Origin of the sequence: Rhodococcus sp. NPDC060090, assembly GCF_042729855.1 — a bacterium.
GTDB lineage: Bacteria > Actinomycetota > Actinomycetes > Mycobacteriales > Mycobacteriaceae > Rhodococcus.
This window is the reverse complement of sequence record NZ_JBHWXB010000008.1, coordinates 225,742-251,709: the sequence shown is the minus strand read 5'-3', so window position 1 is coordinate 251,709 and position 25,968 is coordinate 225,742. Positions and strand designations below refer to the sequence as shown.

General features: G+C 66.3%; 24 protein-coding genes and 1 tRNA gene. 8 read left to right on the top strand and 17 right to left on the bottom strand.

Annotation, left to right across the window (positions count from 1 at the left end; genetic code table 11):
• Positions 1–10: 10 nt before the first annotated feature.
• Together ACFWCF_RS13620 and prmC are read right to left on the bottom strand one after the other, a co-directional pair.
• Complete coding sequence (locus tag ACFWCF_RS13620; protein ID WP_378492927.1) at positions 11–673, bottom strand: L-threonylcarbamoyladenylate synthase; 663 nt, start codon at positions 671–673, stop codon at positions 11–13.
• Between the two features lie 60 nt (positions 674–733).
• The gene (prmC, locus tag ACFWCF_RS13615; protein ID WP_378562033.1) at positions 734–1,657 is read right to left on the bottom strand and encodes a peptide chain release factor N(5)-glutamine methyltransferase; all 924 of its coding nucleotides are present in this window, start codon (positions 1,655–1,657) and stop codon (positions 734–736) included.
• 111 nt (positions 1,658–1,768) lie between these two features.
• On the opposite strand from prmC, the gene ACFWCF_RS13610 reads away from it, so the two are divergent.
• A complete protein-coding gene (locus tag ACFWCF_RS13610; protein ID WP_378492925.1) occupies positions 1,769–2,230 on the top strand; it encodes a hypothetical protein in 462 nt (153 codons plus the stop codon).
• 34 nt (positions 2,231–2,264) lie between these two features.
• On the opposite strand, the gene prfA is transcribed toward ACFWCF_RS13610, so the two are convergent.
• From prfA to argS, 8 genes are all read right to left on the bottom strand, one after another.
• Entirely contained in the window at positions 2,265–3,344 is a 1,080-nt protein-coding gene (gene prfA, locus ACFWCF_RS13605; RefSeq protein WP_378492924.1) for a peptide chain release factor 1, read from the bottom strand.
• Positions 3,345–3,464: 120 nt separating this feature from the next.
• The gene (gene rpmE, locus ACFWCF_RS13600) at positions 3,465–3,698 is read right to left on the bottom strand and encodes a 50S ribosomal protein L31 (RefSeq protein WP_378492923.1); all 234 of its coding nucleotides are present in this window, start codon (positions 3,696–3,698) and stop codon (positions 3,465–3,467) included.
• A 119-nt stretch (positions 3,699–3,817) separates the two neighbouring features.
• Positions 3,818–5,911, bottom strand: coding sequence for a transcription termination factor Rho (rho, locus tag ACFWCF_RS13595; protein ID WP_378562030.1), 2,094 nt, complete (start codon positions 5,909–5,911; stop codon positions 3,818–3,820).
• Positions 5,912–6,340: 429 nt separating this feature from the next.
• Positions 6,341–7,270: a homoserine kinase gene (thrB, locus tag ACFWCF_RS13590; protein ID WP_378562027.1), complete on the bottom strand. Its 930-nt coding sequence runs from the start codon at positions 7,268–7,270 to the stop codon at positions 6,341–6,343.
• A 35-nt stretch (positions 7,271–7,305) separates the two neighbouring features.
• A complete protein-coding gene (thrC, locus tag ACFWCF_RS13585) occupies positions 7,306–8,397 on the bottom strand; it encodes a threonine synthase (RefSeq protein WP_378562024.1) in 1,092 nt (363 codons plus the stop codon).
• Positions 8,394–9,722: a homoserine dehydrogenase gene (locus tag ACFWCF_RS13580; RefSeq protein WP_378562021.1), complete on the bottom strand. Its 1,329-nt coding sequence runs from the start codon at positions 9,720–9,722 to the stop codon at positions 8,394–8,396. The genes thrC and ACFWCF_RS13580 overlap by 4 nt, the downstream gene beginning before the upstream one ends.
• Positions 9,719–11,140: a diaminopimelate decarboxylase gene (lysA, locus tag ACFWCF_RS13575; protein WP_378562018.1), complete on the bottom strand. Its 1,422-nt coding sequence runs from the start codon at positions 11,138–11,140 to the stop codon at positions 9,719–9,721. The genes ACFWCF_RS13580 and lysA overlap by 4 nt, the downstream gene beginning before the upstream one ends.
• On the bottom strand, positions 11,137–12,789 hold the full coding sequence (gene argS, locus ACFWCF_RS13570) for an arginine--tRNA ligase (protein WP_378562015.1): 1,653 nt from the start codon (positions 12,787–12,789) through the stop codon (positions 11,137–11,139). The genes lysA and argS overlap by 4 nt, the downstream gene beginning before the upstream one ends.
• Positions 12,790–12,923: 134 nt before the next feature.
• On the opposite strand from argS, the gene ACFWCF_RS13565 reads away from it, so the two are divergent.
• The 3 genes from ACFWCF_RS13565 (at position 12,924) to ACFWCF_RS13555 (ending at position 14,684) form a co-directional block, all read left to right on the top strand.
• A complete protein-coding gene (locus tag ACFWCF_RS13565; RefSeq protein WP_378562012.1) occupies positions 12,924–13,763 on the top strand; it encodes a DUF3105 domain-containing protein in 840 nt (279 codons plus the stop codon).
• 2 nt (positions 13,764–13,765) lie between these two features.
• Complete coding sequence (locus ACFWCF_RS13560) at positions 13,766–14,488, top strand: DUF305 domain-containing protein (RefSeq protein ID WP_378562009.1); 723 nt, start codon at positions 13,766–13,768, stop codon at positions 14,486–14,488.
• Between the two features lie 120 nt (positions 14,489–14,608).
• A tRNA-Arg gene (locus ACFWCF_RS13555) sits at positions 14,609–14,684 on the top strand.
• Between the two features lie 52 nt (positions 14,685–14,736).
• Here ACFWCF_RS13555 and ACFWCF_RS13550 read toward each other — a convergent pair.
• Positions 14,737–15,726, bottom strand: coding sequence for an MBL fold metallo-hydrolase (locus ACFWCF_RS13550; RefSeq protein ID WP_378562006.1), 990 nt, complete (start codon positions 15,724–15,726; stop codon positions 14,737–14,739).
• 70 nt (positions 15,727–15,796) lie between these two features.
• Positions 15,797–16,921, bottom strand: a complete 1,125-nt coding sequence (locus ACFWCF_RS13545; protein ID WP_378562003.1) for a 3'(2'),5'-bisphosphate nucleotidase CysQ — start codon at positions 16,919–16,921, stop codon at positions 15,797–15,799.
• A 132-nt stretch (positions 16,922–17,053) separates the two neighbouring features.
• Between ACFWCF_RS13545 and ACFWCF_RS13540 the strand changes: the two genes are divergently transcribed.
• The 4 genes from ACFWCF_RS13540 (at position 17,054) to ACFWCF_RS13525 (ending at position 20,811) form a co-directional block, all read left to right on the top strand.
• Positions 17,054–18,220, top strand: coding sequence for a hypothetical protein (locus ACFWCF_RS13540; protein WP_378562001.1), 1,167 nt, complete (start codon positions 17,054–17,056; stop codon positions 18,218–18,220).
• Positions 18,217–19,008: an SDR family oxidoreductase gene (locus ACFWCF_RS13535; RefSeq protein ID WP_378561998.1), complete on the top strand. Its 792-nt coding sequence runs from the start codon at positions 18,217–18,219 to the stop codon at positions 19,006–19,008. Before ACFWCF_RS13540 ends, ACFWCF_RS13535 begins: the two co-directional genes overlap by 4 nt.
• Before the next feature lie 12 nt (positions 19,009–19,020).
• A complete protein-coding gene (locus ACFWCF_RS13530) occupies positions 19,021–20,169 on the top strand; it encodes a sulfotransferase family protein (RefSeq protein WP_378561996.1) in 1,149 nt (382 codons plus the stop codon).
• 114 nt (positions 20,170–20,283) lie between these two features.
• Positions 20,284–20,811: a MarR family winged helix-turn-helix transcriptional regulator gene (locus tag ACFWCF_RS13525; protein WP_378492223.1), complete on the top strand. Its 528-nt coding sequence runs from the start codon at positions 20,284–20,286 to the stop codon at positions 20,809–20,811.
• Positions 20,812–20,963: 152 nt separating this feature from the next.
• On the opposite strand, the gene ACFWCF_RS13520 is transcribed toward ACFWCF_RS13525, so the two are convergent.
• From ACFWCF_RS13520 to ACFWCF_RS13500, 5 genes are all read right to left on the bottom strand, one after another.
• On the bottom strand, positions 20,964–21,782 hold the full coding sequence (locus tag ACFWCF_RS13520) for a MerR family transcriptional regulator (protein ID WP_378561992.1): 819 nt from the start codon (positions 21,780–21,782) through the stop codon (positions 20,964–20,966).
• A gap of 288 nt (positions 21,783–22,070) precedes the next feature.
• Positions 22,071–22,847, bottom strand: coding sequence for an enoyl-CoA hydratase (locus tag ACFWCF_RS13515; RefSeq protein WP_378561989.1), 777 nt, complete (start codon positions 22,845–22,847; stop codon positions 22,071–22,073).
• Entirely contained in the window at positions 22,844–23,752 is a 909-nt protein-coding gene (gene mmsB, locus ACFWCF_RS13510; RefSeq protein WP_378561986.1) for a 3-hydroxyisobutyrate dehydrogenase, read from the bottom strand. The genes ACFWCF_RS13515 and mmsB overlap by 4 nt, the downstream gene beginning before the upstream one ends.
• Entirely contained in the window at positions 23,753–24,814 is a 1,062-nt protein-coding gene (locus ACFWCF_RS13505; protein WP_378561983.1) for an enoyl-CoA hydratase/isomerase family protein, read from the bottom strand.
• Positions 24,811–25,965 (bottom strand): isobutyryl-CoA dehydrogenase, encoded by a 1,155-nt coding sequence (locus ACFWCF_RS13500; protein WP_378561980.1) that lies wholly within the window; start codon positions 25,963–25,965, stop codon positions 24,811–24,813. Before ACFWCF_RS13500 ends, ACFWCF_RS13505 begins: the two co-directional genes overlap by 4 nt.
• Positions 25,966–25,968: the final 3 nt, after the last annotated feature.

Sequence of the window (25,968 nt, the reverse complement as noted above, 5' to 3'; positions counted from 1 at the left end):
TCCTCCACCGTCACTCCCCGCCGGTGCGCAAACGCTCGGCGTCGTCGCCCAGCACCTCCGCAATGGCTTCTGCGGATACGGCACCTTCACGGATGATGCGCGGCCGGTTTCCGGTCAGGTCGACGATCGTCGAAGCAACCCCGTGCTCGGCCGGTCCACCGTCGAGATATACGGATGCGGACTCCCCGAGCTGTTCTCGCGCCTCCGCAGCCGTCGTGGCGGGCGGCCGGCCCGAGACGTTCGCGCTCGAGACCGCGAGCGGACCCACCTCACGGAGCAGTTCGAGAATCACGGGATGCAGCGGCATCCGGAGCATGACGGTTCCGCGGGTATCACCGAGATCCCAGGCGAGCGACGGCGCGGCATGCACGACGAGGCTCAATGCGCCCGGCCAGAAGGCCCGGATGAGTTCGCGGGCTTCCGGACGCACCGTAGTGACAAGTCCGTCGATCGTCGTCCACGATCCCACCAGAACGGGGACCGGCATGTCGCGCCCGCGACCCTTGGCCCGCAGCAACGCGGCGACCGCGGAACTGTCGAACGCGTCTGCCGCGATGCCGTACAACGTGTCGGTCGGGACGACGACGAGACGACCCGCCTTGAGCGAACCCCTGGCGGCATTCAGGCCTACGGAACGCGAATCCGGCTGGTTGCAGTCGTACACAGTGCTCACATCGCCATCCTTCCACTCGCATCGGTGTACCCGAGGATCGACCCCGTTCGCCGAGTACGTTCAGTCGATGTCGGCCGACGGCACCGGCTGCGCACGACTCGCCTCCCGCTCCGTGGGGACTCTTCGCGCAACGACGAACCGCGGCTTCCCCGCCAGATCCGGATGCTCGACCACGTCACCGAATACCCGGCGCTGGGACAACAGGGAGGCGACCTGTGCGCCGTTGGTGTCGTCGTGTTCGATGGCCGCCACTCCCCCGATCTTCAGCCACCGGGCGACGTTGGAGATCATCGGCTTGATCACCGAGAGCCCATCCGGCCCACCGAAGAGCGCCGAGTGCGGGTCGTGGTCGATCACCTCCGGGTCGAGCTCCGCGCCCTCGGGAATGTACGGCGGGTTGGACACGACGACGTCGACGACGCCCTCGAGCGATGCGAGCAGCCCCCGGTCGGTCACATCGCCCTGGTGCAGGACGATGGGCGTGTCGCCGTCCCGCGCGCGGGTCTCGGCATTGCGTCGGGCCCACGCGAGGGCCTTCGGCTCGAGTTCGACAGCGTGCACCACTGCGTCGGGACGGGCATGCGCGATCGCGAGTGCCAGAGCGCCGGATCCGGTGCACAGGTCGAGCACCACGGGGTTGCGTCGGCCGTAACTTTCGAGAAACGCCAGTGCCCACCCCAGGAGCAGTTCGGTCTCCGGCCGCGGGACGAAGACACCGGGACCGACCGCAAGGTCGATGGCTCCCATCGGTGACGTTCCGGTGATGTATTGGAGAGGGATCCGCTTTGCCCGCTGCGCGATCATCGCCCGATAGGCATCGATCATCGCGGGGTCGACGAGAGGCACCAGACCGAGGCGGGTGCGTTCGATCCCGAGGAGGTGCGCGGCGAGCAACTCGGCGTCCGCACGAGGGCTCGGTACACCTGCTTCTTCGAGCACCGATACGGCTTCGATGATGGCCAGGCGCAAGGGTTGACGACTCACCCGTACAGGATCCCACGGTGTCACGAACAAGACACGGATAGGTCTACTTCGCCACATCCGTCACACCTGGCCGTTAACGTCCCGGAGGTTGGGGAAACCGAAAGGAGTGTCATGAACAAGAACACATCACGCGCTGTCCGCGCCGCCGCAGTGGTCGCGATGGGCGGTGCGGCAGCATTCGCCGGGACCGGCACCGCAGCGGCTGCTCCCATCGACTTCCAGCCCATACCGGTGCTCTGCCCTGCAGGAATCGCAGAGACCCAGTCGTTGACACATACCGAGAACGAGGCTGTCGAAGGTGACGAAGTCCTCTACGTCGTCAACCAGCAGAGTGCCGGCGGCGGGACCGTGTCCTGGATCAACATCAACACCGGTGCAACCGGAAATACGACTCTGGAATCGACTGAGGGCCTGTGGGGAGCTCCCGCCGCACTGACCGAACCCGAGGCGGGAACGGTTCTGGCTGCGATCTGGGGTATGCACGAGAACGCAGCAGGTGAGCAGTGCTTCCTGCTCCCCGGTGTCGATATCGCTCAGGTACCGGGCGAGTCAGACGAGGGTGACGAAGGATAAACCGTCCACTCGACGAGAGGTCCGGCTCCGACGATCATTCCGCCGCGAGCCGGGCCTCTCTGTCTGCCGTGCCCAAGGCATCGAGCAGCGTGTCCAGCTCACCGTCGAGCACAGCATCGAGGTTGTGGGCCTTGAACCCGATCCGGTGATCCGTGATCCGGTTCTCCGGGAAGTTGTAGGTGCGGATCCGCTCGGAACGGTCGACCGTGCGCACTTGGCTGGCACGACCGGCCGACGCCTCGGCGTCCGCGGCCTCTTCTGCCGCCGCCTGCAGACGCGCCGCCAGCACTTGCATCGCGCGCGCCTTGTTCTGAAGCTGTGAACGCTCGTTCTGGCAGGTGACGACAATGCCCGTAGGCAGGTGGGTGATGCGCACCGCGGAGTCGGTGGTGTTCACGCCCTGACCACCCTTGCCGGACGAGCGGTACACATCGATCCGCAGGTCGGTCTCGTCGATCTGGACTTCTTCGACCTCGTCGGGCTCCGGGTAGATGAACACGCCGGCCGCCGACGTGTGCACACGGCCCTGCGATTCGGTGACCGGGACACGCTGGACGCGGTGGACGCCACCTTCGAACTTGAGCCGCGACCACACCCCGTCACGCACATCGGTCTTGGACTTGATCGACAGGGTCACGTCCTTGTAGCCGCCGAGATCGGAGTAGGTGGCTCCGAGAACTTCGACACGCCAGCCGGCCCGCTCGGCGAAGCGGGTGTACATGCGGGCGATGTCACCGGCGAACAACGCGGATTCTTCGCCGCCCTCACCGGACTTGACCTCGAGCACCACGTCGTCGCCGTCGTGGGGGTCACGCGGAGCGAGCAGGTCGGTGAGCGTCTTGTCGAGCTCGGAGACCTGCTCCTCGAGATCCGGAATCTCGGCGGCGAACGATGAATCGTCGGCGGCGAGTTCACGGGCCGCGTCGAGGTCGTCGCGGGCCGCGACCAACTTCGCGTAGGTCGACATGATCGGCGCGAGTTCGGCGAACCGCTTTCCCACCCTGCGGGCGGCGGATGGATCGTTGTGCAGCGACGGGTCGGACAGCTGTTGTTCCAGGCCCGCGTGTTCGGCCAGGATGTCGTCGATGGCCGATGGCTTGGTCTGCCCCGCCATGGGTTCGCTCCGCTCTTGTCGTGAAAGTGCTGTGTTCTACAGGAATCCGATCGTCGGACCGGAAAGAGAAATGCCGACGCCCGGTCTGTACGAAGACAGAACCGGGCGTCGGCATTGCAGCTAGCTGTCGTCTGCAGCCTTCTTCGACGCGCGCTTGCCGTAGCGAGCCTCGAAGCGCGCGACGCGTCCGCCGGTATCGAGGATCTTCTGCTTGCCCGTGTAGAACGGGTGGCAGTTGGAGCACACCTCGACGTTGACGCGGCCCGACTCGGACGTGCTGCGGGTCTCGAACGTGTTACCGCAACCGCAGACGACGGTTGTCGCCACGTAGTTGGGGTGGATTCCTGCCTTCATGGTGTCCCTTTCATGGTCGCCGGGTCGCCTTCGCCGATCGAAGACGTGAACCGGAACCGGACTGAACTGTTCGATTATGCCAAACGTATGGGCCCGGGAAAAATTCCCGGGCCCGCACGTCAGTCTTCCAGTGCCCCCGGTGCGGTCTTCGCCACCTGCATGAGGAACTCGATGTTCGTCTTGGACTTCTTGAGCCTGTCGACGAGCAGGTCGATCGCCTGGTGCGAGTCGAGACCGGAGAGCACGCGACGCAGCTTGTGCACGACCGCGAACTCGTCGGGGCTCATGAGCAGCTCGTCCTTGCGGGTGCTGGACAGATTGACGTCCACCGCGGGGAACACGCGCCGCTCGGCGATCTTGCGATCGAGCTTGAGCTCGGCGTTGCCGGTGCCCTTGAACTCCTCGAAGATCACGGTGTCGCCGGTAGAACCGGTCTCGACCAGTGCCGATGCGATAATCGACAGCGACCCACCGTTTTCGATGTTGCGCGCAGCACCGAGGAATCGCTTCGGCGGATACAGCGCGGTGGAGTCGACACCACCCGAGAGGATGCGTCCCGACGCAGGCGACGAGTTGTTGTACGCGCGGCCGAGGCGGGTGATCGAGTCGAGCAGGACCACAACATCGCGGCCCATTTCGACCAGGCGCTTTGCTCGCTCGATCGCAAGTTCGGCGACCGACGTGTGGTCTGACGGCGGCCGGTCGAAGGTCGAGGCGATGACCTCGCCCTTCACCGAACGCTGCATGTCGGTGACCTCTTCGGGACGCTCGTCGACCAGAACCACCATGAGATAGCACTCGGGGTTGTTGACGGCGATCGCATTCGCGATGTCCTGAAGCACCGTGGTCTTACCGGCCTTCGGCGGCGACACGATCAGCGCACGCTGTCCCTTACCGATCGGCATGACCAGATCGATCACACGCGTGGTGAGGATGTTCTGCTGCGTCTCGAGGCGCAGACGCTGGTTCGGATACAGCGGGGTGAGCTTGTTGAACTCGGGACGACGCTTGGCCGCGTCGACCTCACCACCGTTGACGGTGTCGAGCCGAACCAGCGGGTTGAACTTCTGACGCTGGTTGGACTGCTCGCCCTCGCGCGGAACACGCACCGCGCCGGTGATGGCGTCACCACGGCGCAGACCGTTCTTTCGCACCATGTTCATCGACACGTACACGTCGTTCGGTCCGGCGAGGTAGCCGGAGGTCCGTACGAACGCGTAGTTGTCGAGGACGTCGAGGATGCCTGCGACCGGCTGGAGGACGTCGTCTTCCCGAATTTCGGGTTCGCGCGTATCGCCGCCGCCGGATTCGCCGCGGTCGCGACCGCGACGACGCTCCCGGACGCGTCGGCCCCGGCGACCGCGGCCGCCTTCCTCGTCGTCGTCCCCACGGTTGTCGCGGTTGTCCTGACGCGGCCCTTGGTTCCGATCGCCCTGATTGCGATCGTCGCGGTTACCGCCCTGGTTGCGATCACCCTGGTTGCGATCACCCTGGTTACGGTCACCCTGGTTACGGTCACCCTGGTTACGGTCACCCTGGTTACGGTCGCCGCGCTGACGTCCGCCCTCGGATTCGGTGCGGTCCTGGGACTTCCCGCGGTCGTTCGACCGATCCCGGGACTCGCCGCCACGCTCGGTGTCCGGTGTCTGCGAGTCGTCGGATACCTGCGTCTCGCTCTTCTGGTTCTGCTCCTGCTGATCCGCACCGCGACGACCGCGACGCTGCCGACCCCGGCGGGGTCCGTCGTCGTCCGACTCGGTCTGCTGCACGTCGGCAGCGGGCTTGTCTTCAGCTGCAGGCTTCTCGGCGGGAGCCACGACCTGGGCGGACTCACTCTCCGAGGCCGCTGCGGCACGGGTGCGGCGAGTACGCGCGGGGGGGCTCGGTGCTTCCTCCGCCGTTTCCGCAGGAGCCTTGGCGGGCTCGGCCTGCACCTTGGTGCGACCGGCCGGAGCCTCGGTAGCGGGAGCGCTCTTGGCACCGCTTCCCTGCTTTTCCTTGATCGCAGCGATGAGGTCGCCCTTGCGCATTCCCGACGTGCCCTTGATGCCGAGTTCGGCAGCGAGAGCCCTCAACTCGACGAGCACCATGCCCGCAAGCCCGGTGCCACGACGGGCTCCACGCGAGGGCTGGGCGGAATCGCCGGACTGGGTGCCTGCGGAAGCCGCGGCGGTATCGGAAGCTGGTGTAGCGATCAGGTCCGTATCTGTCACGGAGATCCTTTCCTTCCCTCGCCCACTGATGCGGAGTCGAGGGTTCGTTCCGCAGATCAGCTTCATTCACTGAGCTGGGATTTGCCGTACGAGTTCACGGAAGTCGAACGGTCGGCACGTCCGCCACCACACCGATGTCGGTTAGGTACGGCCTTTGTCCCTCTCCCGGATCGGAAGCAGGTGAGGATCGACCCAGGATCGGACGCCCCGATGGAGCTGGAGTGAATGTCCTGGAGAACCCGGCGACACGAGCGCACGACGTGCGGACTTCCTCAGGATAGCGACGTTCTGCACGTAGGGCAAGAATCTGTGTGACGCGAGTTTCGTGTGTGATGCACCACTCCCCTTTCGCAACCGAGGGGAGTGCCGGCAACGGCCGGCCCGGGCGTCCGGGTCGGCCGTTGCCGAGGCGATCATGACACGGCGAGGTCAGTCGACCTGAACCCCGTCGGCGATGTCGAGGTCGAGCACGGTGAGCTCGTCTGCCTCCGCCGCCGCGCGGAGATCCGCGGGAATCGACTCGGTCGTCAACGCGAGAACCGTAGGACCTGCGCCCGACACGGTGGCCGCAATTCCGGCACGGCGCAGGATCGAGATCCATTTGGTCGTCAGTGGAAGCGCCGGAGCACGCTGCGCCTGATGGAGCAGATCCTCGGTTGCCTGCATCAACAGATCGGGCCGTTCCGTGAGCGCAACGACTGCGAGCGCGGCACGACTGACGTTGAATGCGGCGTCACGATGCGGCACCAGGTCAGGCAACAGCCCGCGGGTGTGGGCGGTCGACGACCGCACGGACGGCACGAGCACGACGGCCTTGATCGACGGATGCACCCGCAGCGACACCGCCCGGTACGCACGGCGCTCCGCGTCGACCTCGGCCTCACTCCACGACACGACAGCACCGCCCAGAACGCTGGCCGACGCGTTGTCGGGATGGCCCTCGAATTCCGACGCCAACTGCACCAGTTGCGCCGAGTCGAGGATCCGCTCGGGTGCAACCTTCCGCACCAGGCCGTTGGCGGCAGCAAGCCCTCCCACCGCCGCGGACGCCGACGAGCCGAGACCACGCGAATGCGGAATCACGTTGCGGCACACGATATCGAGACCATCCGCCCAGACACCTGCGGCTTCGAGCCCGCGTTCGACCGCGCGCACCACGAGATGCGACGGTCCCCACGGCACCTCCTGCGCCCCCTCCCCTTCGACACGCACCTCGAGGCCGGAACCGGTTGTGGTGACGGTGATCTCGTCGTACAACCCGAGCGCCAGTCCGAGCGTGTCGAACCCGGGCCCCAGGTTGGCGCTCGAGGCCGGGACCCGAGCTGTCACCGAGACCCCTGCGGGCAACGTCTGCGTCATGTCCTGTTTCCCAACGGAGGAGGGCGAGGCGGTCACTAGGCCAGCTCGAGCGCCGATGCCACGGCCACAGGATCGACCGGGATGGGTTCGACCACGGGCACGTCACGCAGGGCGGTGTCGGGGTCCTTGAGCCCGTTGCCGGTGACGGTGCACACGATCTTCAGACCGGGCTCGAGCCAGCCTTCCTTGCGCGCCGCGAGCAGACCGGCGATCGACGCTGCCGATGCAGGCTCGACGAAGATCGACTCGGTCTTCGCGAGCAGGCGGTAGGCCTCGAGGATCTCCTCGTCGGTGGCCGCCCGGAATGCGCCGTTCGACTCCTCCTTGGCCGCAACGGCACCGTTCCACGACGCCGGTGCGCCGATCCGGATCGCGGTAGCGATCGTCTCGGGGTTGCTGACCGGATGGCCGAGGACGAGCGGCGCGGCCCCTGCCGCCTGCACGCCGAGCATGCGAGGGCGACGGGTGCTCATCGCGTCGGCGAAGTACTCGGAGTAGCCCTTCCAGTACGCGGTGATGTTGCCTGCGTTGCCGACGGGCAGCACGTGCACGTCCGGCGCGTCGCCGAGCGCGTCGACGATCTCGAACGCCGCGGTCTTCTGGCCTTCGATGCGCACAGGGTTGACCGAGTTGACGAGTCCGATGGTGTCGAACTCGGAAGTCGTCTTGCGTGCGAGTTCGAGGCAGTCGTCGAAGTTGCCCTCGACCTGAACGATCTTCGCGCCGTGCATGACGGCCTGGGCGAGCTTGCCCATGGCGATCTTGCCCTGCGGGACGAGGACCGCGCATCCGATACCGGCCTTCGACGCGTATGCGGCGGCGGAAGCCGAAGTGTTGCCCGTGGACGCACACAGCACGGCCTGCTTACCGGACGCGAGCGCCTCGGTGACGGCCATGGTCATGCCGCGGTCCTTGAACGAACCCGTGGGATTGAGTCCTTCGACCTTGATGTGCACTTCACAGCCGGTGAGCTCGGAGAGCCGCTCCGCCGGAAGCAGCGGCGTACCGCCCTCGCGCAGCGTCACCGTCTTCCAGCCGTCGCCGATCGGGAGACGACCGCGGTACGCCTCGATCAGGCCCGGCCACGGGGTGTGCACGGGGGTGGTGTTCTTGTCGACCGCACTCATTCGGCGGATCCCTCCAGTCTCAGGACGCTGGTGACAGCAGTTACGGATTCGAGATTCTCTAGCGCTGCGATGGTGTCCGACAGCGCCCGGTCGGTGGCTCGGTGGGTGAGCACCACCAGTCGGGCGCCGTCGCCGGCGCCTTCCTGACGCACAGCGGAGATACTGACGCCTCGCGTCGCGAACTCTGCGGCGACGGCGGAGAGCACGCCGGCGCGGTCGGCGACCTGCAGGTTGACGTAGTACCGGGTGACGATGTCGCTCATCGGAGCGATCTCGAGCTCGGCGTACTTCGATTCGCGGGGGCCGCGGCCCCCCTGGACGCGGTTGCGTGCCGCCATGACAAGGTCGCCCATCACCGCAGATGCGGTGGGCGCTCCCCCGGCCCCCTGGCCGTAGAACATGAGCCGACCGGCGGCCTGGGCTTCGACGACCACGGCATTGAACGCACCGGAGACCGTGGCGAGAGGATGCTCACGCGGCACCAGGGCCGGGTACACGCGGGCCGAGACGCGGTCGCGGCCGTCCGGACCGGGAATACGTTCGCAGATCGCGAGCAATTTGATCGTGCAGTTGAGGGCACGGGCCGACGTGAGGTCGGCCGCGGTGATCGAGCTCATGCCTTCGCGGTAGACGTCGGAGGCGGTCACCCGGGTGTGGAACGCGATGGACGCGAGGATTGCGGCCTTGGCGGCGGCGTCGAACCCTTCGACATCGGCGGTGGGATCGGCTTCGGCATAACCGAGGCGACCCGCCTCGGCGAGCGTCGTCTCGTAGTCGGCGCCGCTCTCGTCCATCGCGGACAGGATGTAGTTCGTCGTACCGTTGACGATGCCCATCACGCGGTCGACGCGGTCGCCGGCGAGCGACTGGGTCAACGGACGGATCACCGGGATGGCGCCGGCCACGGCCGCCTCGAAGTAGAGGTCGGCGTTGTGGGACTCCGCCGCCTCGGCCAGTTCACCGGTGTAGGCGGCGAGGAGCGCTTTGTTCGCCGTCACCACCGACTTTCCTGCATCGAGCGCCGAGCGCACCAGCGTGCGGGGCAGTTCGATACCGCCGATGAGTTCGACGACGAGGTCGACGTCGTCGCGGCGGACGAGTGCCTCCGCATCGGTTGTCAAGAGCTCCGCGGGAATACCGCGATCCGACGTTGCGTCGCGCACCGCGACGCCCCTCAGTTCGAGGGGCGCACCGATGCGCTCCTGCAGGTCGCGCGCGTCGTTCCGGATGATGTTCACGACCTCGGCGCCCACGGTGCCGTGGCCGAGTACCGCGACACCGAGGGGTCGCTTCCCGGATAAACCTTCGACCGTTGTGCTGGTCACTCCGTAACCTCCAAGCTCAGCAGATCTTCGATCGTTTCCCTGCGTAGCAGGATGCGCGAGACGCCGTCCTTCACCGCCACGACGGCCGGGCGGGTCAGCAGGTTGTACCTGCTGGACATCGAGTAGCAGTATGCACCGGTCGCCGCGACGGCCAGCAAATCTCCCGCGTCGAGATCCGCGGGCATCCAGGCGTCGCGAATGATGATGTCACCACTTTCGCAGTGCTTGCCGACCACCCGTGCGACGACGGGTTCGGCCTCGCTCACCCGCGACACGAGGCGCGATTCGTACTCCGCCTGATACAGCGAGGTACGGATGTTGTCGCTCATCCCGCCGTCGACGCTGATGTAGCGCCTGGTCTGGCCGGCACCGACGGTCACGTCCTTGATGGTGCCCACCTCGTAGAGCGTGATCGTGCCCGGGCCCGCGATGGCGCGTCCGGGCTCGACGGCAAGCGTCGGGGTGGGCAGCCCGACGAGAGCGGACTCGGTACGCACGATGTCGGTGAGTTTGGCGGCGAGGTCCGCGACCGGCGGCGGGTCGTCACTCGGCACGTACGAGATGCCGAGTCCACCGCCGAGGTCGACGATGTGCAGCTGCGAGGTCTTGTCGACTCCGAATTCGGCGACGATGTCGCGCAACAACCCGATCACCCGGTGGGCGGCGAGTTCGAAGCCGTCGACGTCGAAGATCTGCGAGCCGATGTGGCTGTGCAGCCCGACGAGGCGCAGGTTGCCTGCGGCGAAGACGCGGCGCACGGCGTCCATCGCGTTGCCGCCTGCCAGCGAGAGACCGAACTTCTGGTCCTCGTGCGCGGTGGAGATGAACTCGTGGGTGTGTGCTTCGACACCGACGGTGATCCGGATGAGGACGTCCTGGACGACATCGAGCTCACCTGCGACCGCGTCGAGGCGGTCGATCTCGGTGAGCGAGTCCAGCACGATGTGGCCCACACCGACCTCGACGGCGGTCTGCAGTTCGGCCACGGACTTGTTGTTGCCGTGCAGCGCGATCTTCTGCGCCGGAAATCCTGCGTGCAGTGCGACGGCGAGTTCGCCACCGGAAGCGACGTCGAGGGACAGCCCCTCCTGGTGCACCCATCGGGCGATCTCGGTGCACAGAAACGCCTTGGACGCGTAGTGGACCCGCGCGTCGGGTCCGAAGGCGTCGGCGATCTCACGGCACCGCGACCGGAAGTCGTCCTCGTCGACGACGAACAGCGGTGTGCCGTAGGTCTCGGCGAGTTCGGTGACGGAGACCCCGGCGATGTGTGTGACGCCGTCGTCACCACGGGTGGTGTTGCGCGGCCACACATGCCGGTGGAGTTCGTTGAGTTCGGTGGCATTGCCGGGTCGTTGTGGCAGACCGGGTGCGTGCGGGATCTCGGCGTGACGCGGTCCCGCGGGGTGCGCGTTCACATCCGCTCCGGTGCGCTGACGCCGAGGAGGCCGAGTCCGTTGGCGAGAACCTGGCGTGCTGCGGCGCACAGCGCGAGCCGTGCCGTGTGCAGGTCGCCGGGCTCTTCGTCGCCCTGCGGCAGGATGCGGCACGCGTCGTAGAACCGGTGGTAGGTCCCTGCGAGCTCTTCGAGGTAGCGCGCCACACGATGGGGTTCGCGCAGTTCCGCTGCCGTTGCGACGACCCGCGGGTATTCACCGATGGTGCGGATCAGGTCGCCTTCACGCTCATGGGTGAGCAGCGCGAGGTCTGCGCCCTCCCCGCTGAGTCCGAGGTCGGCGGCGTTCCGTGCGATCGACGACAGTCGCGCATGCGCGTATTGCACGTAGTAGACGGGGTTCTCACTCGACGCGGAGGCCCACAGTGCGAGATCGATGTCGATGCTCTGATCGACGGACGAACGGACGAGCGAGTATCGGGCGGCGTCGACGCCGATGGCGTCGACGAGGTCGTCGAGGGTGATGACGGTGCCTGCGCGCTTGCTCATCTTCACGGCCTGGCCGTCTCGTACCAGGTTGACCATCTGGCCGATCATGACCTCGACGGTGTCGGGATCGTCACCGAAGGCCGCCGCTGCGGCCTTGAGCCGTGCGATGTAGCCGTGGTGGTCGGCGCCGAGCATGTAGATGCACAGGTCGAAGCCGCGGGAACGCTTGTCCTGGAAGTACGCGATGTCGCCTGCGATGTACGCGGCGTTTCCGTCGGACTTGATGACGACGCGGTCCTTGTCGTCGCCGTAGTCAGTGCTCTTGAGCCACCACGCGCCGTCGTCGAAGTACAGATTTCCCGAGCTCTTGAGCGTCTCGACGGACTTCTCGACGGCTCCGGACTCGAACAGCGAATTTTCGTGGAAGTAGACGTCGAAGTCGACGCCGAACTCGTGAAGCGTGCGTTTGATGTGCTCGAACATCAGGTCCACGCCGATGGACCGGAACACTTCGTCCCGCTCGCCTTCCGGGAGGTCGAGTACCCCGGGGCGCTGCTCGACGACGGAGTTCGCGATCTCGACGATGTAGTCGCCGGCGTAGCCGTCCTCGGGAGCGGGCTGTCCGAGCGCGGACGCAACGAGCGAGCGCGTGAAGCGGTCGATCTGCCCGCCGTGGTCGTTGAAGTAGTACTCGCGAGTGACATCGCCGCCCTGCGCCGAGAGGACACGACCGAGTGCGTCGCCGACCGCAGCCCACCGGGTACCGCCGAGGTGGATGGGGCCGGTCGGGTTCGCCGAGACGAACTCGAGGTTGATCTTCCGGCCGGCGAGGGCCTTGCCGCTGCCGTACGTGTCGCGCTGATCGAGCACCTCGGCGACGATCGCGCCCTGCGCGTCGGCGGCAAGCCTGATGTTGAGGAAGCCGGGGCCCGCGACATCGGCGGAGTCGATGCCCTCGGAGGCGGTGAGTGCTTCGGCGAGCCAGGTCGCGAGGTCGCGGGGATTCACGCCGACCTTCTTGGCAACCTGCATCGCGACATTGGTTGCGTAGTCGCCGTGCTCCGGGTTGCGGGGCCGCTCGACAGTGAGGCTCGCGGGCAGTACAGATACGTCGAGATCACGGTCGGCGAGCACTCTCGCAGCGGTTCCGTGGAGCAATTCGGCAAGATCGGCAGGAGTCACAGGTGTTCATCCTATTGGCTGGGGCGCGAAGCCGTGGACGCTCCCCCGTCCCCGACGCCCGTAGAGTTGGCGATGTGTGTGTACCCGACCGGTGCGCACGTTCGCCTGTCCATCCGTAGAAAGAGCAACCAGCGATGCCCAGCGGTCCGAGCAACGGCAGTTCCGGCAAGAAGAGCACCGGCGCCAAATCGTCGAAGGCCATCCAGGCCGCCAAGAAGAACAGCGGCGGGGCCAAGGGCCTCCCGAAGCAGCGCCAGATTCCGTGGCTGACGATCGGCGGCATCGTCGCCGTCGTCGCACTGGTCGCGGTGATCGCGGTCAGCATCATTCCGCAGTACGAGAACCAGCAGGAATTGTCGGCCTGGGCACCGACGGAGGAGAACCAGGACCCGTCGCTGGCCATCGACGGCGTTGTCAATATCGAGTACCCGGCGGGCCAGCACGTCGCCCCCACGCAGCGCGTCGCCTACGACCACAGCCCGCCGTTCGGCGGACCACACGACGCGATCTGGGCCACGTGCACCGGAACGGTGTACGACACTCCGGTGCGCAGCGAGAACATGGTCCACTCGCTCGAGCACGGCGCCGTCTGGATCGCCTACAACCCCGATCTGCTCGACGACGCAGCCGTCTCGGCTCTCGAAGCGAAGGTCGACGGTCGCACCTATATGTCGATGTCGCCGTACCCCGGCCTCGACGCGCCGATCTCGTTGCAGTCCTGGGGTCATCAGCTCAAGGTCGACAGCGTCGATGACACGCGCATCGATCACTTCATCGAAGCGCTGCGCCTGAACCGGTACACCTATCCCGAGGTCGGTGCGAGCTGCTCGACGCTGCCCTCGTCGTTCGATCCGGCGAATCCGCCCCCGTTCGATGCGTCCGCGCCCGGCCCCGACGCGGTGCCGATGGACGGCGGCGTCGCCGACGGCACCGAGCAGCTTCCCGCCGACATGCAGGTCCCGGCAGGGAGTTGACGATGAGCGCCTCGGACGATCTGTCGCGTGACCCGGCCGATTCCACACCCGGCACCGGAAACCGCAGGACGGTGCTGGTGCTGGCCGCCGTCATCGCCCTCGCAGTCGGCTTCCTGCTCGGATTCCTGGCACGGATTCCCCTCGAGGACTCGAGACCGGCCGATCCGATGGCGGGTTCCGTCGATGTCGGGTTCTGCCAGGACATGACGGTGCATCACAACCAGGCGATCGAGATGTCGGCGATCGCGGTGACGAGCTCGCAGGACCAGTACGTGCGCAACCTCGCCTACGACATCCTCACGACACAGCAGAATCAGGTCGGGCAGATGGAGGGCTGGCTCACGATGTGGGGGCAGCCTCCGCTGCCGTCGGGCCCGTACATGACGTGGATGAGCGAGGACGGCGGTCATGGGCACGGGCACGCCGCGTCGGACGACCAGGGCCACGATGCCGGCGCGGCGGGGCCGATGCCTGGTATGGCCTCCTCCGAGGACCTTGCGAACCTGCGCGCCGCGACCGGAGTCGAGCAGGATGTGTTGTTCCTGCAGCTGATGCTGCGCCACCACGAGGGTGGACTGCCGATGATGGAATACGGTGCCCAGTACGCGAGCGAATCGGTCGTGCGGGGTCTTGCTCAGAAGATGGTCGATACACAGACCAGCGAGTCGCAACTGATGACGTCGATGCTCGCCGAGCGCGGCGCCGAGCCGCTTCCGATGAACTGATCGATGGTCCGATGTACCCGATCCCGGCCTGTAAACCGGCTCTGAACAGCCGATGTGGCGTAGCGGCGACAATACGCTAGGCTGACTCCCGCACCGCTGGTCACCCGGCGGGCCCGGATTGCCCTCGTAGCTCAGGGGATAGAGCGCTTGCCTCCGGAGCAAGAAGTCGCAGGTTCGAATCCTGCCGAGGGCACCACTTCACCCCCGCTTCGTTCACGAAGCGGGGGTGAAGTCGTTTCGGTGGATGTTCAGATGCGCACGAAGCGTGCGGGATGGCTGTCGGGCACCAGCCGGGCACGTCCACGCTCGATGAGGTGGCGCAGATGCGCAGAACCCTCGGACATTGCCATCTGCTTGCCACGAGCCGGTGTCTCGTCCCACGACCGGTACCACTTCATGCGGGATGTGGCCTCCCACAGGGTGAGTCCTTCGTCGCCGAGGGAGTTGTACAGGTCGTCGAGTCGCTCTTCGTGGTGTTCGACGAGCGCCGCCGTCCTGGCCGCGAGATCGTCGATGGGTTGCCGGTGCGCGGGAAGGGTGCGCCTGGCGGGGAGCTTTCCTACCGCCTCGAGCGAAGCGAGGAACTCGCCGAGCGCATCGCGTTCGGCGACGGGGAAGTCGAACTCACCGACATGCGGCGTGGTCTTGGCGAGCACGTGGTCGCCGCTGAACAGGATCTCGTGTTCCTCGATGTAGAAACACGCGTGGCCGGGGGTGTGGCCGGGGGTGAACACGGTGCGGAGCGTGCGTCCGGCGAGCGGGATGACCTCGCCGTCGGTGAGCTTCCGATCGGGCATGGCCTCGGGTCGTCCTTGCCCCTTCCCCGAGTCCGCGAGGTACTCCTCGATCTGCTCGGGCGGAGCCCCCGCGACACGCCACTGTTCGAAGTCACGTTCGCTCCAGTTGCGGTCGGACATCATGTGACCGAGTGTCTCGAAGTCGGATTCGTGCATGCCCACCCAGCATCCGGATGCTTCCCGGAGCCGAGCGGTCAGGCCCACGTGGTCCGGATGGAAATGGGTGACGACGACGCCTTCGACGTCGGTCACCGACAGCCCGGCGGTCGCGAGGCCCTGTTGCAGCGCGTTCCATGAGGTGTCGTTGTTCCAGCCTGCGTCGACCAGGACCACCCCCCGAGGGGATTCCACCGCGTAGACCTGGGTGTCGCCGACCGGGAGGTCCGCAACGGGAACGGGGATCGCATGGATTCCGTCGCCGATATCGAGTGAAGCTGTCATGGCACCGCCTGATTCTGAATTCGTGTTGCTTTTCTCACTATTCGTCCCGATTCGAAACTAGCTCAAAGGTCTAACTATTTGGCGCGTAGGGTTCGATGATCGCAACGATCGACCGGATATCACCCGCCGGGATATCGAAGTGTTCGGTGACCGACACGGTGATCGTCTCGTTTCGACCTGCGGCGATGTCGAGCAGGAAACGCGCGACGACGTCGTGATGCCACTCGTGGAACGTCAGGTCGCGCACGCGGCGAATCGGCCGGTATTCCGCACCGTTCTCGAGGCGATCGCGGATCTCGATGCCGCTGCTTCCGGTGCGCTGACCGTTCTCGACGCGCCACGCATCCTCGGCGAGCCGCACATGTGATGCATCGTGACTGAGCAACGAGCGAATGTAGGCGCGCGCCATCGCCACCCGCGCGCTGTCGGTGGGCGCATCCGCGTGTTCGGAGACGGCCGCCATGAGTGTCGGCGCCCAGTCGGGGCGACAGATCACCAGATCCGGAAGGTACGGATGGGGACGGTTGTATTCGAAGGGGCTGCCGTCGATCCGCGCGCAATACATGCCCGCCGCCTGTGCGACCGCGACGGGCGCAGCCGAGTCCCACTCCCATTGCCCTCCGGCGTGGACGTACGCGTCGGCCTCGCCGCGCACCACGGCCATCGCCTTCGCTCCTGCCGAACCCATCGGCACGAGATCGGCGCCGACGGTGCGCGCGACGTCGTGGATGAACGCGGGCGGCCTGCTACCGCTGACCACGATGCTGGGCCGATACCGGCCGAGAGGTTCGTGGACGCCCGCGGCGGTGTGGTCGCTCGTCGAATACACGGCGCCGAGTGCGGGCTGAGCGACGGCTCCGTCGGTGAGACCTCGTCCGGCCTGCCACAACGCGATGTGGACCGCCCAATCGACGTGGCCGGGCCAGCCGTACTCCTTCGAGCCGTCGAGAGGATCGATGATCCACACCCGCTCGGCGTGGACACGACCCGGATCGTCGGCGGATTCTTCCGAGAGCACCGCGTCGCCGGGCCGTTCGGCCGCGAGCCGTTCGAGGATGAATGCGTTCGCCGCATGGTCTCCGCGGCGACCGAGGTCGCGCCCGTACAGTTCGCCCTGCTCGGTCGCGCGGATGTTCAGCAACAGCTCTCCTGCGCCTGCGGCGATCTCGGTGGCCAGGGCTGCGTCGTCGGTCATGCACTCAACACAACCACGGTTCCGGCGCCGCGGGGCGATCGACCGTTGACCATCCACTAGAACACGTTCTATTGTCGGCTTCGGAAGATGCTCTACCGCAGCGGTACACATTCGGACCCTCAGGAGAACCGTGTGCTCACCGATCCACTCACAGCGGCCATCGCCGAAGCCGAGAAACTCGTGGCCACAGCACCGCACATCCGCACCGAACAGGACCTGACCGAAGGCTACGAGTACCTCGCCGGAGGAATATCCGCGTGCGTGCACGCTGCGTTCGTGCACAGCAGCACTCACCCGACCTTCATCACCGGCACCGGCCCCTACGCCAAAATGGGTCTCGACAATCCCGACACCCTGTACTGGGGAGCCGCAGTACGCGACCACGCCGAGTACCTCGTCACCGGCCGTCGCGGCACCACCTGCGACCTGAGCTTCCAGGTGATGGCCGGAAACTACACCGACGCGAACGTGCCGGGTAATGTGACCGCGTTCGACGATCGCGCACTCACCATCGCCGACGACGGCACCTTCGAGGTCCGGTTCGGGCCCGGCCCCGCGGATAGCGCCCGCAACTACTTCCACCTCTCCCCCGGTTCGTCGCAGCTCGTCGTCCGGGAGGTCTACAGCGACTGGACCCAGCGCCGCGGATCGCTCCGCATCGACCGGCTCGACACACTGGGCACGCCCGCGCCCGCACCGACCCGCGACGACGTCACACGACGATACGAGCGCGCAGCCCGGGCTCTGATGTCGCGTGTGAAGACGTGGCTGCAGTTCCCGCAGTGGTTCTACCTGGATCTGCCGGTCAACACCCTCACCGAGCCGCGTCGCACTCCCGGCGGGCTCGACACCCAGTACTCGTCGGTCGGTCATTTCGACCTCTCCGACGACGAGGCGATGGTGATCACGCTGCCCGCGTCCGACGCACCCTACCTGGGCTTCCAGCTCGGCAGCCTGTGGTACGTCTCCCTCGATTACACCGGCCATCAGACCTCGCTCAACAACTCCCAGGCGCAGATCGATCCCGACGGGAACATCCGGATCGTCGTCTCGAACCGCAATCCCGGGGTGACCAACTGGGTCGAGACCGTCGGTCACGACCGCGGCATCCTGCAGTTCCGCTGGCAGCGCCTCGACCGTCACCCCGAACCCGGGGAGGGGCCGGTCGCCGAGGTCGTCGCGTTCGATCGTGTCCCCGAACTGCTGCCGTTCCACGAGTCGAACCGCATCACGCCGGACGAGTGGTCGTTGCGCATCGCCGCACGTCAGAGCGGTGTGGCGGATCGGATGCTCGCGTGAGCGCCGCGGCAGGCCTCCTGCGCGATCGGGTGGTCGTCATCTCGGGTGTCGGCCCCGGTCTCGGCCGCACCCTCGCGGTGCGGTGCGCCGAGCACGGCGCCGACGTCGTCCTGGCCGCCCGCACCCGGGAGCGACTCGAGCAGGTCGCTGCCGAGGTCACCGAACTGGGCAGGCGCGCTGTGGCCGTACCCACCGACATCACCGACGACGACTCGGCCGCCCACCTCGCCGAGGTCGCCGTGCGGGAGTTCGGGCGGGTCGACGCCCTGGTGAACAACGCGTTCTCGATACCAGACATGAAACCGTTGGCGCGCACCGATTTTCAACATATCCGTGACAGCATCGAGCTCACCGTACTCGGTGCGCTGCGACTGACCCGGCTGTTCACCGACGCCCTCGGCAGCTCGAAAGGGTCGGTGGTCAACGTCAACTCGATGGTGCTGCGCCATTCCCAGGAGCGCTACGGAAGCTACAAGCTGGCGAAATCCGCACTGCTCGCGGCGTCGCAGTCACTCGCGACAGAACTGGGCCCGCAAGGAGTTCGCGTCAACTCCGTTGCACCCGGATATATCTGGGGTCCGATCCTGCGTGGCTATTTCGAGCATCAGGCCGACAAGTACGGCATGACAGTCGATCAGATCTACGAGCACACCGCGGCGGCGAGCGATCTGAAGCGGCTACCCACCTCCGAGGACATCGCCGACGCGGTCATCTTCCTCGCCTCTCCCATGGCGTCGGCGATCACCGGGCAGTGTCTGGACGTGAACTGCGGCGAGTACCACCACTGACGGGACTACACCATGACCGAACGCACCACGATCGGCACTGCGGAATCGCTGCACGAGTCCGCGACGCGCCTGACCGGTCTCACCGATTTCGGGGCCGACGACTACAGCGAAGCCCTGACGGTCCTGCTCGACTCCTACGAGCGAGACGAGCGACTCACCCCACTCGGCAGCAAGATGTCGCGGGTGTTCCTGCGCGGGGCGCTCGTCGCGCGACTGCTGTCGGAGGCAGCGTGGGCACAGCACCCAGCGCACGCCGACGTCGAGATCACGCGACCGATCTTCGTCACGGGCCTGCCGCGCACCGGCACCACCGCGCTGCATCGCCTCCTCACCGCCGATCCCACCCATCAGGGACTCGAGATGTGGCTGACGGAAATGCCGCAACCGCGCCCGCCCCGCGAGGAATGGGCCGGCAATCCGGTCTTCGCCGGAATCGAGGCAGCGTTCTCCCAGCATCACATCGAGCACCCGGAGTTCATGGGGGTGCATTACATGTCGGCCGCGGAGGTCGAGGAATGCTGGCAACTGCTGCGTCAATCGTTCCGGTCGATCTCGTACGAATGCCTCGCCCACCTGCCCACCTATTCGCAGTGGTTGTCCGGTCAGGACTGGACGCAGGCGTATGCGCGTCATCGACGCAATCTTCGGCTGATCGGCCTGCCCGACGCAGGCAAGCGGTGGGTGCTGAAGAATCCCAGCCACCTCTTCGCGCTCGACGAGTTGCTCGCCGTCTACCCGGACGCCCTCGTCGTGGTCACCCACCGCGACCCGCGCACCGTCATTCCGTCCGTCTGCAGCCTTGCCGCGAAGGCGACCGAGGGATGGTCCGAGACGTTCGTCGGCGAGACCATCGGCCGTAGCCAGCTCGACCTGTGGGCCCGGGGGTACGAAACCTTCACCGAGGCACGATCCCGACACGACCGCGCGCAGTTCGTCGACGTCGACTACCGGGACTTCGTCGACGATCCCCTGTCGACGGTCGGGGGTATCTACGATCGGCTCGGCACCGATCTCAGCGCCGATGCGGAACGTGCGATGGCCTCGATGCACTCGGAGAGCCGTAACGGGGCACGCACACCTTCGCATCGATACACCCTCGAGGAATTCGGGTTGCGCGCAGGGGACGTCGACGAGCGATTTCCTGACTACGCCCACCGTTGACCGTTCCACCCGGGATCGAAGACAAGGGGACGATCCGCACCGACTACGGCGATGCCTCGGCAACTTCGAGGAGCAGTTCGCCTGACGGGCCTTCCGGCGTGGGATGATCGGGGCATGCCCGCACCACTTCCGCTCGACCCCATCGCCGAAGCCCACCGCCAGTGGACCATCCACGGCTGGGGCGAGGTCGCCGACGGTATGGCCGCCGTGACCTCGGTGATGCGGGCACAGCAGATCATGATCGCCCGCGTCGAAGAGGTCCTCAAGCCGTTCGGCCTGACCTTCGCCCGCTACGAACTGCTGACACTGCTGCACTTCACGAAGTCGGGAGCGCTCCCGATGGCCAAGGCCAGTGCGCGTCTGCAGGTGCACCCGACCAGCGTCACCAACGCCGTCGACCGACTGGAGGCTGCCGGCCTCGTCCGGCGCACTCCGCACCCGAGCGACCGTCGCGCCACGTTGATCGAGTTGACCGACGAGGGTCGCACGCTCGCCATCGAAGCGACCGAGAAGCTCAATGCCGAGGTGTTCGCACGCCCGGGCATACCCGATACAGATCTCGACCCGCTGCTCCGAATCCTTTCTGTAATGCGCCACGACTCAGGTGATTTCGATACAGGTGGCGCACCGACGAAGTGGTGAACGGCAAGTGAGGGCCATCCCCGCACCCGGATCATCGGTTGCGGGGACGAATTCGGGCCACAGCGCGCGGCGCAGGCCGTCAGTGCGGCTGCGCACCCTGTCCGACGATCGACACTGCCGGAGCCGGTGTGAGCGACTCCGGCAGCAGCCGGTCACACCCGTGCGATGGGTTCCTGGAGTTCGGTCACCCATGTGCGGGTATCCACATCCCAGACCAGGGTGACATCCCGGCTCGGTCCTGCTGTGCGGTATCCGTTGTCCTCGAGCCATTGCGCCAAATCCTGGTGCGGCTCGAGCTCCCCATCCATATCGCCGCGGTAGATCTGCATCGCCGCCAGCGGCATCTCCGGAAGATCGACGACGGTGAAACCGTCCGAGTCGCCGGTCTCGATGCGCACCGTCATACCCGCGTGCGCCCGCACTGATCCGTCCGGCCGTTGGTCGTAATAGCAGACCGCAGGCATGGTGCACTCGATCCGTTCCTGCTCCAGCGCGGCGCCCAGTTCCGCGAACAACTGTTCTACGGCAGGCCCGATAGTCTCCGGCGCGAAGTCGGCCACCACGGTGCTGCGTTCGGCGATCCGCATCGCCGGAACAGGTTTCACTACGATCTCATCGGTAGGCATGGTGCCCTCCCTTTCGATAACCCGGAGTCTCGCCTCGACCCGGGCGAGCCGGTCTCGGTCGGCGGATATCTGCTGTTCGAGCTCGGCGCGGCGCAAGGTCAGCATGCCGCGCATGTCGGTGCTGGTGACCGCGTCGTTCAGGAGCCGGCCAACCTGGTCCAGCGTCAACCCGAGCTCTTTCAGCGCGACGATCCGATTCAGTCGCGCCAGTTGACCGACCTCGTAGAAGCGGTATCCGCTGACGGGGTCGACCCGCTCGGGCACCAGTAGCCCGAGCAGGTCGTAGTGGCGCAGCATCCGAACCGATACCCGTCCGTGCCTGGCGAAATCTCCGATACTCAACATGGCACCACCTGTTCTATGGGCTCACACTGTGTCAGGGTCAAGACCCTCGTTCGCTGACTCAGCCAAGACTTCACGACACAACCGACGATGTCGCGTTCCCTTCTACAGCCCGACGGATCTCGAGCATGTCGCGCACGAACTCAACAGTCGTCCACGCACAAACGCTCGGCTGGGATATCCCAGCCGAGCGTTTGTGCGTGATCTGACCACCGCCAACTGACAGCGGTGTTGCGTCGGCCCCCGGAATCCGCGTTCGGGACGGCCCCGTCTCGTCGTCTGTGCCGACGATCAGGCGTGCTTGAATTCCGGCGCGCGCTTCTCGACGAACGCGGCCATACCTTCCTTCTGGTCGGCGGTGGCGAACGTCGAATGGAATACGCGGCGTTCGAATTTCACGCCCTCGGCGAGCGTGGTCTCGAACGCACGGTTCACTGCTTCCTTGGCCATGATTGCGACGGGCAGCGACATCGACGCGATGGTCGTCGCTGTCTCGAGGGCAACGTCGAACAGCTCGGCCGTCGGCACGATCCGCGACACGAGTCCCGCGCGTTCCGCTTCCTCGGCGTCCATGTTGCGGCCGGTCAGGATCATGTCCATGGCCTTGGCCTTGCCCACAGCGCGAGTCAGGCGCTGCGAGCCGCCGATGCCGGGGATGACGCCCAGCTTGATCTCGGGTTGCCCGAACTTCGCGGTGTCGGAGGCGATGATGAAATCGCACAGCATCGCGAGCTCGCAGCCGCCACCGAGCGCGTATCCGGAGACGGCGGCGACGATCGGGGTGCGTGCCGCAGACAGGCGGTCCCACTCGGAGAAGAAGTCCTCCCCGTAGACCTCGCTGAACGTCTTGGGCGCCATCTCCTTGATATCGGCGCCTGCGGCGAAGGCCTTCTCGGAACCGGTGAGCAGGATGGCCCCGATCTCGGCGTCGGCGTCGAGTTCCTCGACCGCCGCCACGACCTCGTGCATCAACTGACTGTTGAGGGCATTGAGCGCCTTGGGCCGGTTGAGCGTGATGATGCCGACGCGGCCTTTACGGTCGACCAGGATGGTCTCGAACTCGCTCACTTGCTGTCCTCTTCTGTCGAACGGGTACGGATGTCGTTGATGATCGCAGAGAAGTCGAGACCACCACCGCCGCCCTCGTTGAATCGGCGGTAGAGCTCCGCCGCGCGCAACCCGAGTTCGGCGTCGACACCGTTGGTACGCACCGCGTTCGAGGCCAGACCGAGGTCCTTGTCCATGAGTGCGACAGCGAATCCGGGCTGGTAGTCGTTGTTGGCCGGGGTCGTCGGCACGGGACCGGGCACGGGGCAGTTGCTCGTGAGCGCCCAGCACTGGCCCGACGCGTTGGACGCGACGTCGAACAGGGCCTGGTTGGTCAGGCCCAGCTTCTCGCCGAGCACGAACGCCTCGCTGATCGCGATCATCGACACACCGAGGATCATGTTGTTGCAGATCTTCGCGGCCTGGCCGTTACCCGACCCGCCGCAATGGACAACCTTGCGACCCATGACCTCGAGCAACGGCTGCGCCGACCCGAAGTCCGCCTCGGATCCACCGACCATGAACGCGAGGGTGCCCGCGGTCGCGCCTGCGACACCGCCGGACACGGGTGCGTCGATGGCGCGGTGTCCGGCCGCCTGCGCACGGGACGCGGCCTCGCGTGCGTCGGCGACGTCGATGGTGGAGCTGTCGACGAACAGGGTGTTCGTCTTCGCCGCGGGGAGAATCTCGTCGTAGAGGTCCTGCACCAGCTTGCCGTTGGGCAGCATGGTGACGACGATGTCCGCGCTGCCCACCGCCTCCACCGCCGACGACACGACCGTGATGCCGTCTTCGGTGGCCTGTTGTGCAGCGGCGGGAACCGGGTCGAACCCGGTCACCGAGTAGCCGGCCTTCACCAGATTCGCGGCCATCGGGCCGCCCATGTGCCCGAGGCCGAGGAAGGCAACGCTGGGGAGAGTGCTCATCTATCGATCTCCTTCGTCGGCGGCGAGCCCGAGTTCGAGATCGCCGAGCGGCTGGAAGTAGGCGTCGACATCGGCGACGGTGACGTCGGCGAGGGTCGCCGGGGACCACGCGGGGTTACGGTCCTTGTCGATGACCTGCGCGCGAATACCTTCGACGAGGTCGTGGGTCTTCAACGACGCGAGCGACACTCGGTACTCCTCGTTGAGGACTTCTTCGAGGGTGTGGAGATCGCGGGCGTGCCGGAGCGAGCGCAGGGTCGCCTCGAGCGCGGCGGGCGACTTGCCCAAGATTGTCTCGGCGGCGGCCTCCGCCTCCGGAACGTCGGAGGCACGGAGCCGTTCGACGATCTCCTCGACGTTGTCGGCGGAGTAGGCCGCGTCGATCCAGCTCTGCTGTGCGAGCACGTCCGATTCCGGTGCGGGCTGCGAGTATTCGGCCAGGGCCTCGTCGACCGATCCGGATTCGAGTGCGGCGACGAACTTGTCGAGTGCCTCGGACGGGACGAAGTGGTCGGCGAAGCCGAGTGCGATCGCATCGCCGGCCTTCATTCGTCCGGTGGTCAGGGCGATGTGTGTGCCGAGCTCACCCGGGGCTCGCGAGAGCAGGTAGGTGCCGCCGACGTCGGGGATGAATCCGATTCCGACCTCCGGCATTGCGAGAGAGGAACGTTCGGTGACGATCCGCACGTTGCCGTGCGCCGAGATTCCGATACCGCCGCCCATGACGATGCCGTCCATGATCACTACGTACGGCTTCGGGTAGCGGCCGATCGCAGCGTTGAGGACGTACTCGTCGCGCCAGAAGTCCTGTGTGCCGGTACCGCCGTCCTTCGCATCGTGGTAGATCGCGACGATGTCGCCGCCTGCGCAGAGGCCGCGTTCGCCGGCGCCGGTGATCACGACGGCACGGATGGTGTCGTCGGTGGACCACTCCAGCAGCGCTTCGGCCATCGCTTGAACCATGGTGTGGTTGAGTGCGTTGATCGCCTTGGGCCGGTTCAGAGTGATCCGGCCGAGTCCGTTCTTCGCCTCGATGAGGATTTCGGGTTCGTTCCCCGTCATGCCGCTCCTGTCTGCGCCGCCGCCACCACGCTGCGCGCGATGACCAGCCGCATGATCTCGTTGGTTCCTTCCAGGATCTGGTGAACGCGCAGATCTCGCACGATCTTCTCGATCCCGTACTCGGCAAGGTAACCGTATCCGCCGTGCAGCTGCAGGGCTTCGTTCGCGGCGCTGAACCCCGCGTCGGTCGCGAACCGCTTCGCCATCGCGCACAGTTCCACGACGTCGGCGGCCTCGGTGTCGAGGGCATCGGCGGCGCGCCACAGCAGTGTGCGCGCAGCTTCCAGTTCGGTGCGCATGTCGGCGAGCCGGAACTGCAGCGCGGGAGACTCGAGCAGCCGCTCACCGAACGCCTTACGCTCTGCGAGGTACGCGACCGTCCGGTCGAGGGCGGTCTGGCCGCCACCGACCGAGCAGGCGGCGATGTTGAGCCGTCCCCCGTTGAGCCCGTGCATCGCGATCCGGAAACCGCCGCCCTCGTCACCGAGAAGATTCTCGGCGGGGATTCGGGCATCTTCGAAGATCACCTGACGGGTGGGTTGCGCGTTCCAGCCCATCTTCTTCTCGTTTGCGCCGAACGACAGTCCGGGGGTGTCCTTCGGGATGATGAACGCGGAGATTCCGCGCGCACCGGTGTCGCCGGTGCGGGCCATCACCACGTACACGTCGGATGTACCGGCGCCCGAGATGAATTGCTTGACTCCGTTGAGCACGTACTCGTCGCCGTCGCGCACGGCTTTGGTGCTCAAGGCCGCAGCGTCGGAGCCTGCGCCAGGTTCGGTGAGGCAGTAGCTGCCGAGGTGTTCCATCGAACACAGGCTCGGCAGCCAGCGGCGACGCTGTTCGTCGTCGCCGTACTTGTCGATCATCCACGCCACCATGTTGTGGATGGAGATGTAGGCGGCGATCGAGGGGCAGCCCTTGGCGAGTTCCTCGAAGATGCGGACGGAGTCGAGGCGTCGCAGCCCGGATCCGCCGACATCCTCGCGGACGTAGATTCCACCCATGCCCAGTGCCGCGGCCTTGCGCAACACGTCGACCGGGAAGTACTTCTCCTGGTCCCATTCCACCGCGTTCGGGGCCAGGTACTCGCTGGCGAAGTCGCGGGCCGTGTCGCGGATCGCCCGGTCGTCGTCGGTGAGTGCGAACATTGT

What these genes read in the sequence shown, in the direction of transcription:
- ACFWCF_RS13610 (WP_378492925.1), top strand. Translation starts at nt 1,769, where the DNA reads ATGAACAAGAACACATCACGCGCTGTCCGCGCCGCCGCAGTGGTCGCG.
- prfA (WP_378492924.1), bottom strand. Translation starts at nt 3,344, where the DNA reads ATGGCGGGGCAGACCAAGCCATCGGCCATCGACGACATCCTGGCCGAA.
- rpmE (WP_378492923.1), bottom strand. Translation starts at nt 3,698, where the DNA reads ATGAAGGCAGGAATCCACCCCAACTACGTGGCGACAACCGTCGTCTGC.
- thrB (WP_378562027.1), bottom strand. Translation starts at nt 7,270, where the DNA reads ATGACGCAGACGTTGCCCGCAGGGGTCTCGGTGACAGCTCGGGTCCCG.
- thrC (WP_378562024.1), bottom strand. Translation starts at nt 8,397, where the DNA reads ATGAGTGCGGTCGACAAGAACACCACCCCCGTGCACACCCCGTGGCCG.
- ACFWCF_RS13565 (WP_378562012.1), top strand. Translation starts at nt 12,924, where the DNA reads ATGCCCAGCGGTCCGAGCAACGGCAGTTCCGGCAAGAAGAGCACCGGC.
- ACFWCF_RS13560 (WP_378562009.1), top strand. Translation starts at nt 13,766, where the DNA reads ATGAGCGCCTCGGACGATCTGTCGCGTGACCCGGCCGATTCCACACCC.
- ACFWCF_RS13550 (WP_378562006.1), bottom strand. Translation starts at nt 15,726, where the DNA reads ATGACAGCTTCACTCGATATCGGCGACGGAATCCATGCGATCCCCGTT.
- ACFWCF_RS13545 (WP_378562003.1), bottom strand. Translation starts at nt 16,921, where the DNA reads ATGACCGACGACGCAGCCCTGGCCACCGAGATCGCCGCAGGCGCAGGA.
- ACFWCF_RS13530 (WP_378561996.1), top strand. Translation starts at nt 19,021, where the DNA reads ATGACCGAACGCACCACGATCGGCACTGCGGAATCGCTGCACGAGTCC.
- ACFWCF_RS13525 (WP_378492223.1), top strand. Translation starts at nt 20,284, where the DNA reads ATGCCCGCACCACTTCCGCTCGACCCCATCGCCGAAGCCCACCGCCAG.
- ACFWCF_RS13520 (WP_378561992.1), bottom strand. Translation starts at nt 21,782, where the DNA reads ATGTTGAGTATCGGAGATTTCGCCAGGCACGGACGGGTATCGGTTCGG.
- mmsB (WP_378561986.1), bottom strand. Translation starts at nt 23,752, where the DNA reads ATGAGCACTCTCCCCAGCGTTGCCTTCCTCGGCCTCGGGCACATGGGC.
- ACFWCF_RS13505 (WP_378561983.1), bottom strand. Translation starts at nt 24,814, where the DNA reads ATGACGGGGAACGAACCCGAAATCCTCATCGAGGCGAAGAACGGACTC.
- ACFWCF_RS13500 (WP_378561980.1), bottom strand. Translation starts at nt 25,965, where the DNA reads ATGTTCGCACTCACCGACGACGACCGGGCGATCCGCGACACGGCCCGC.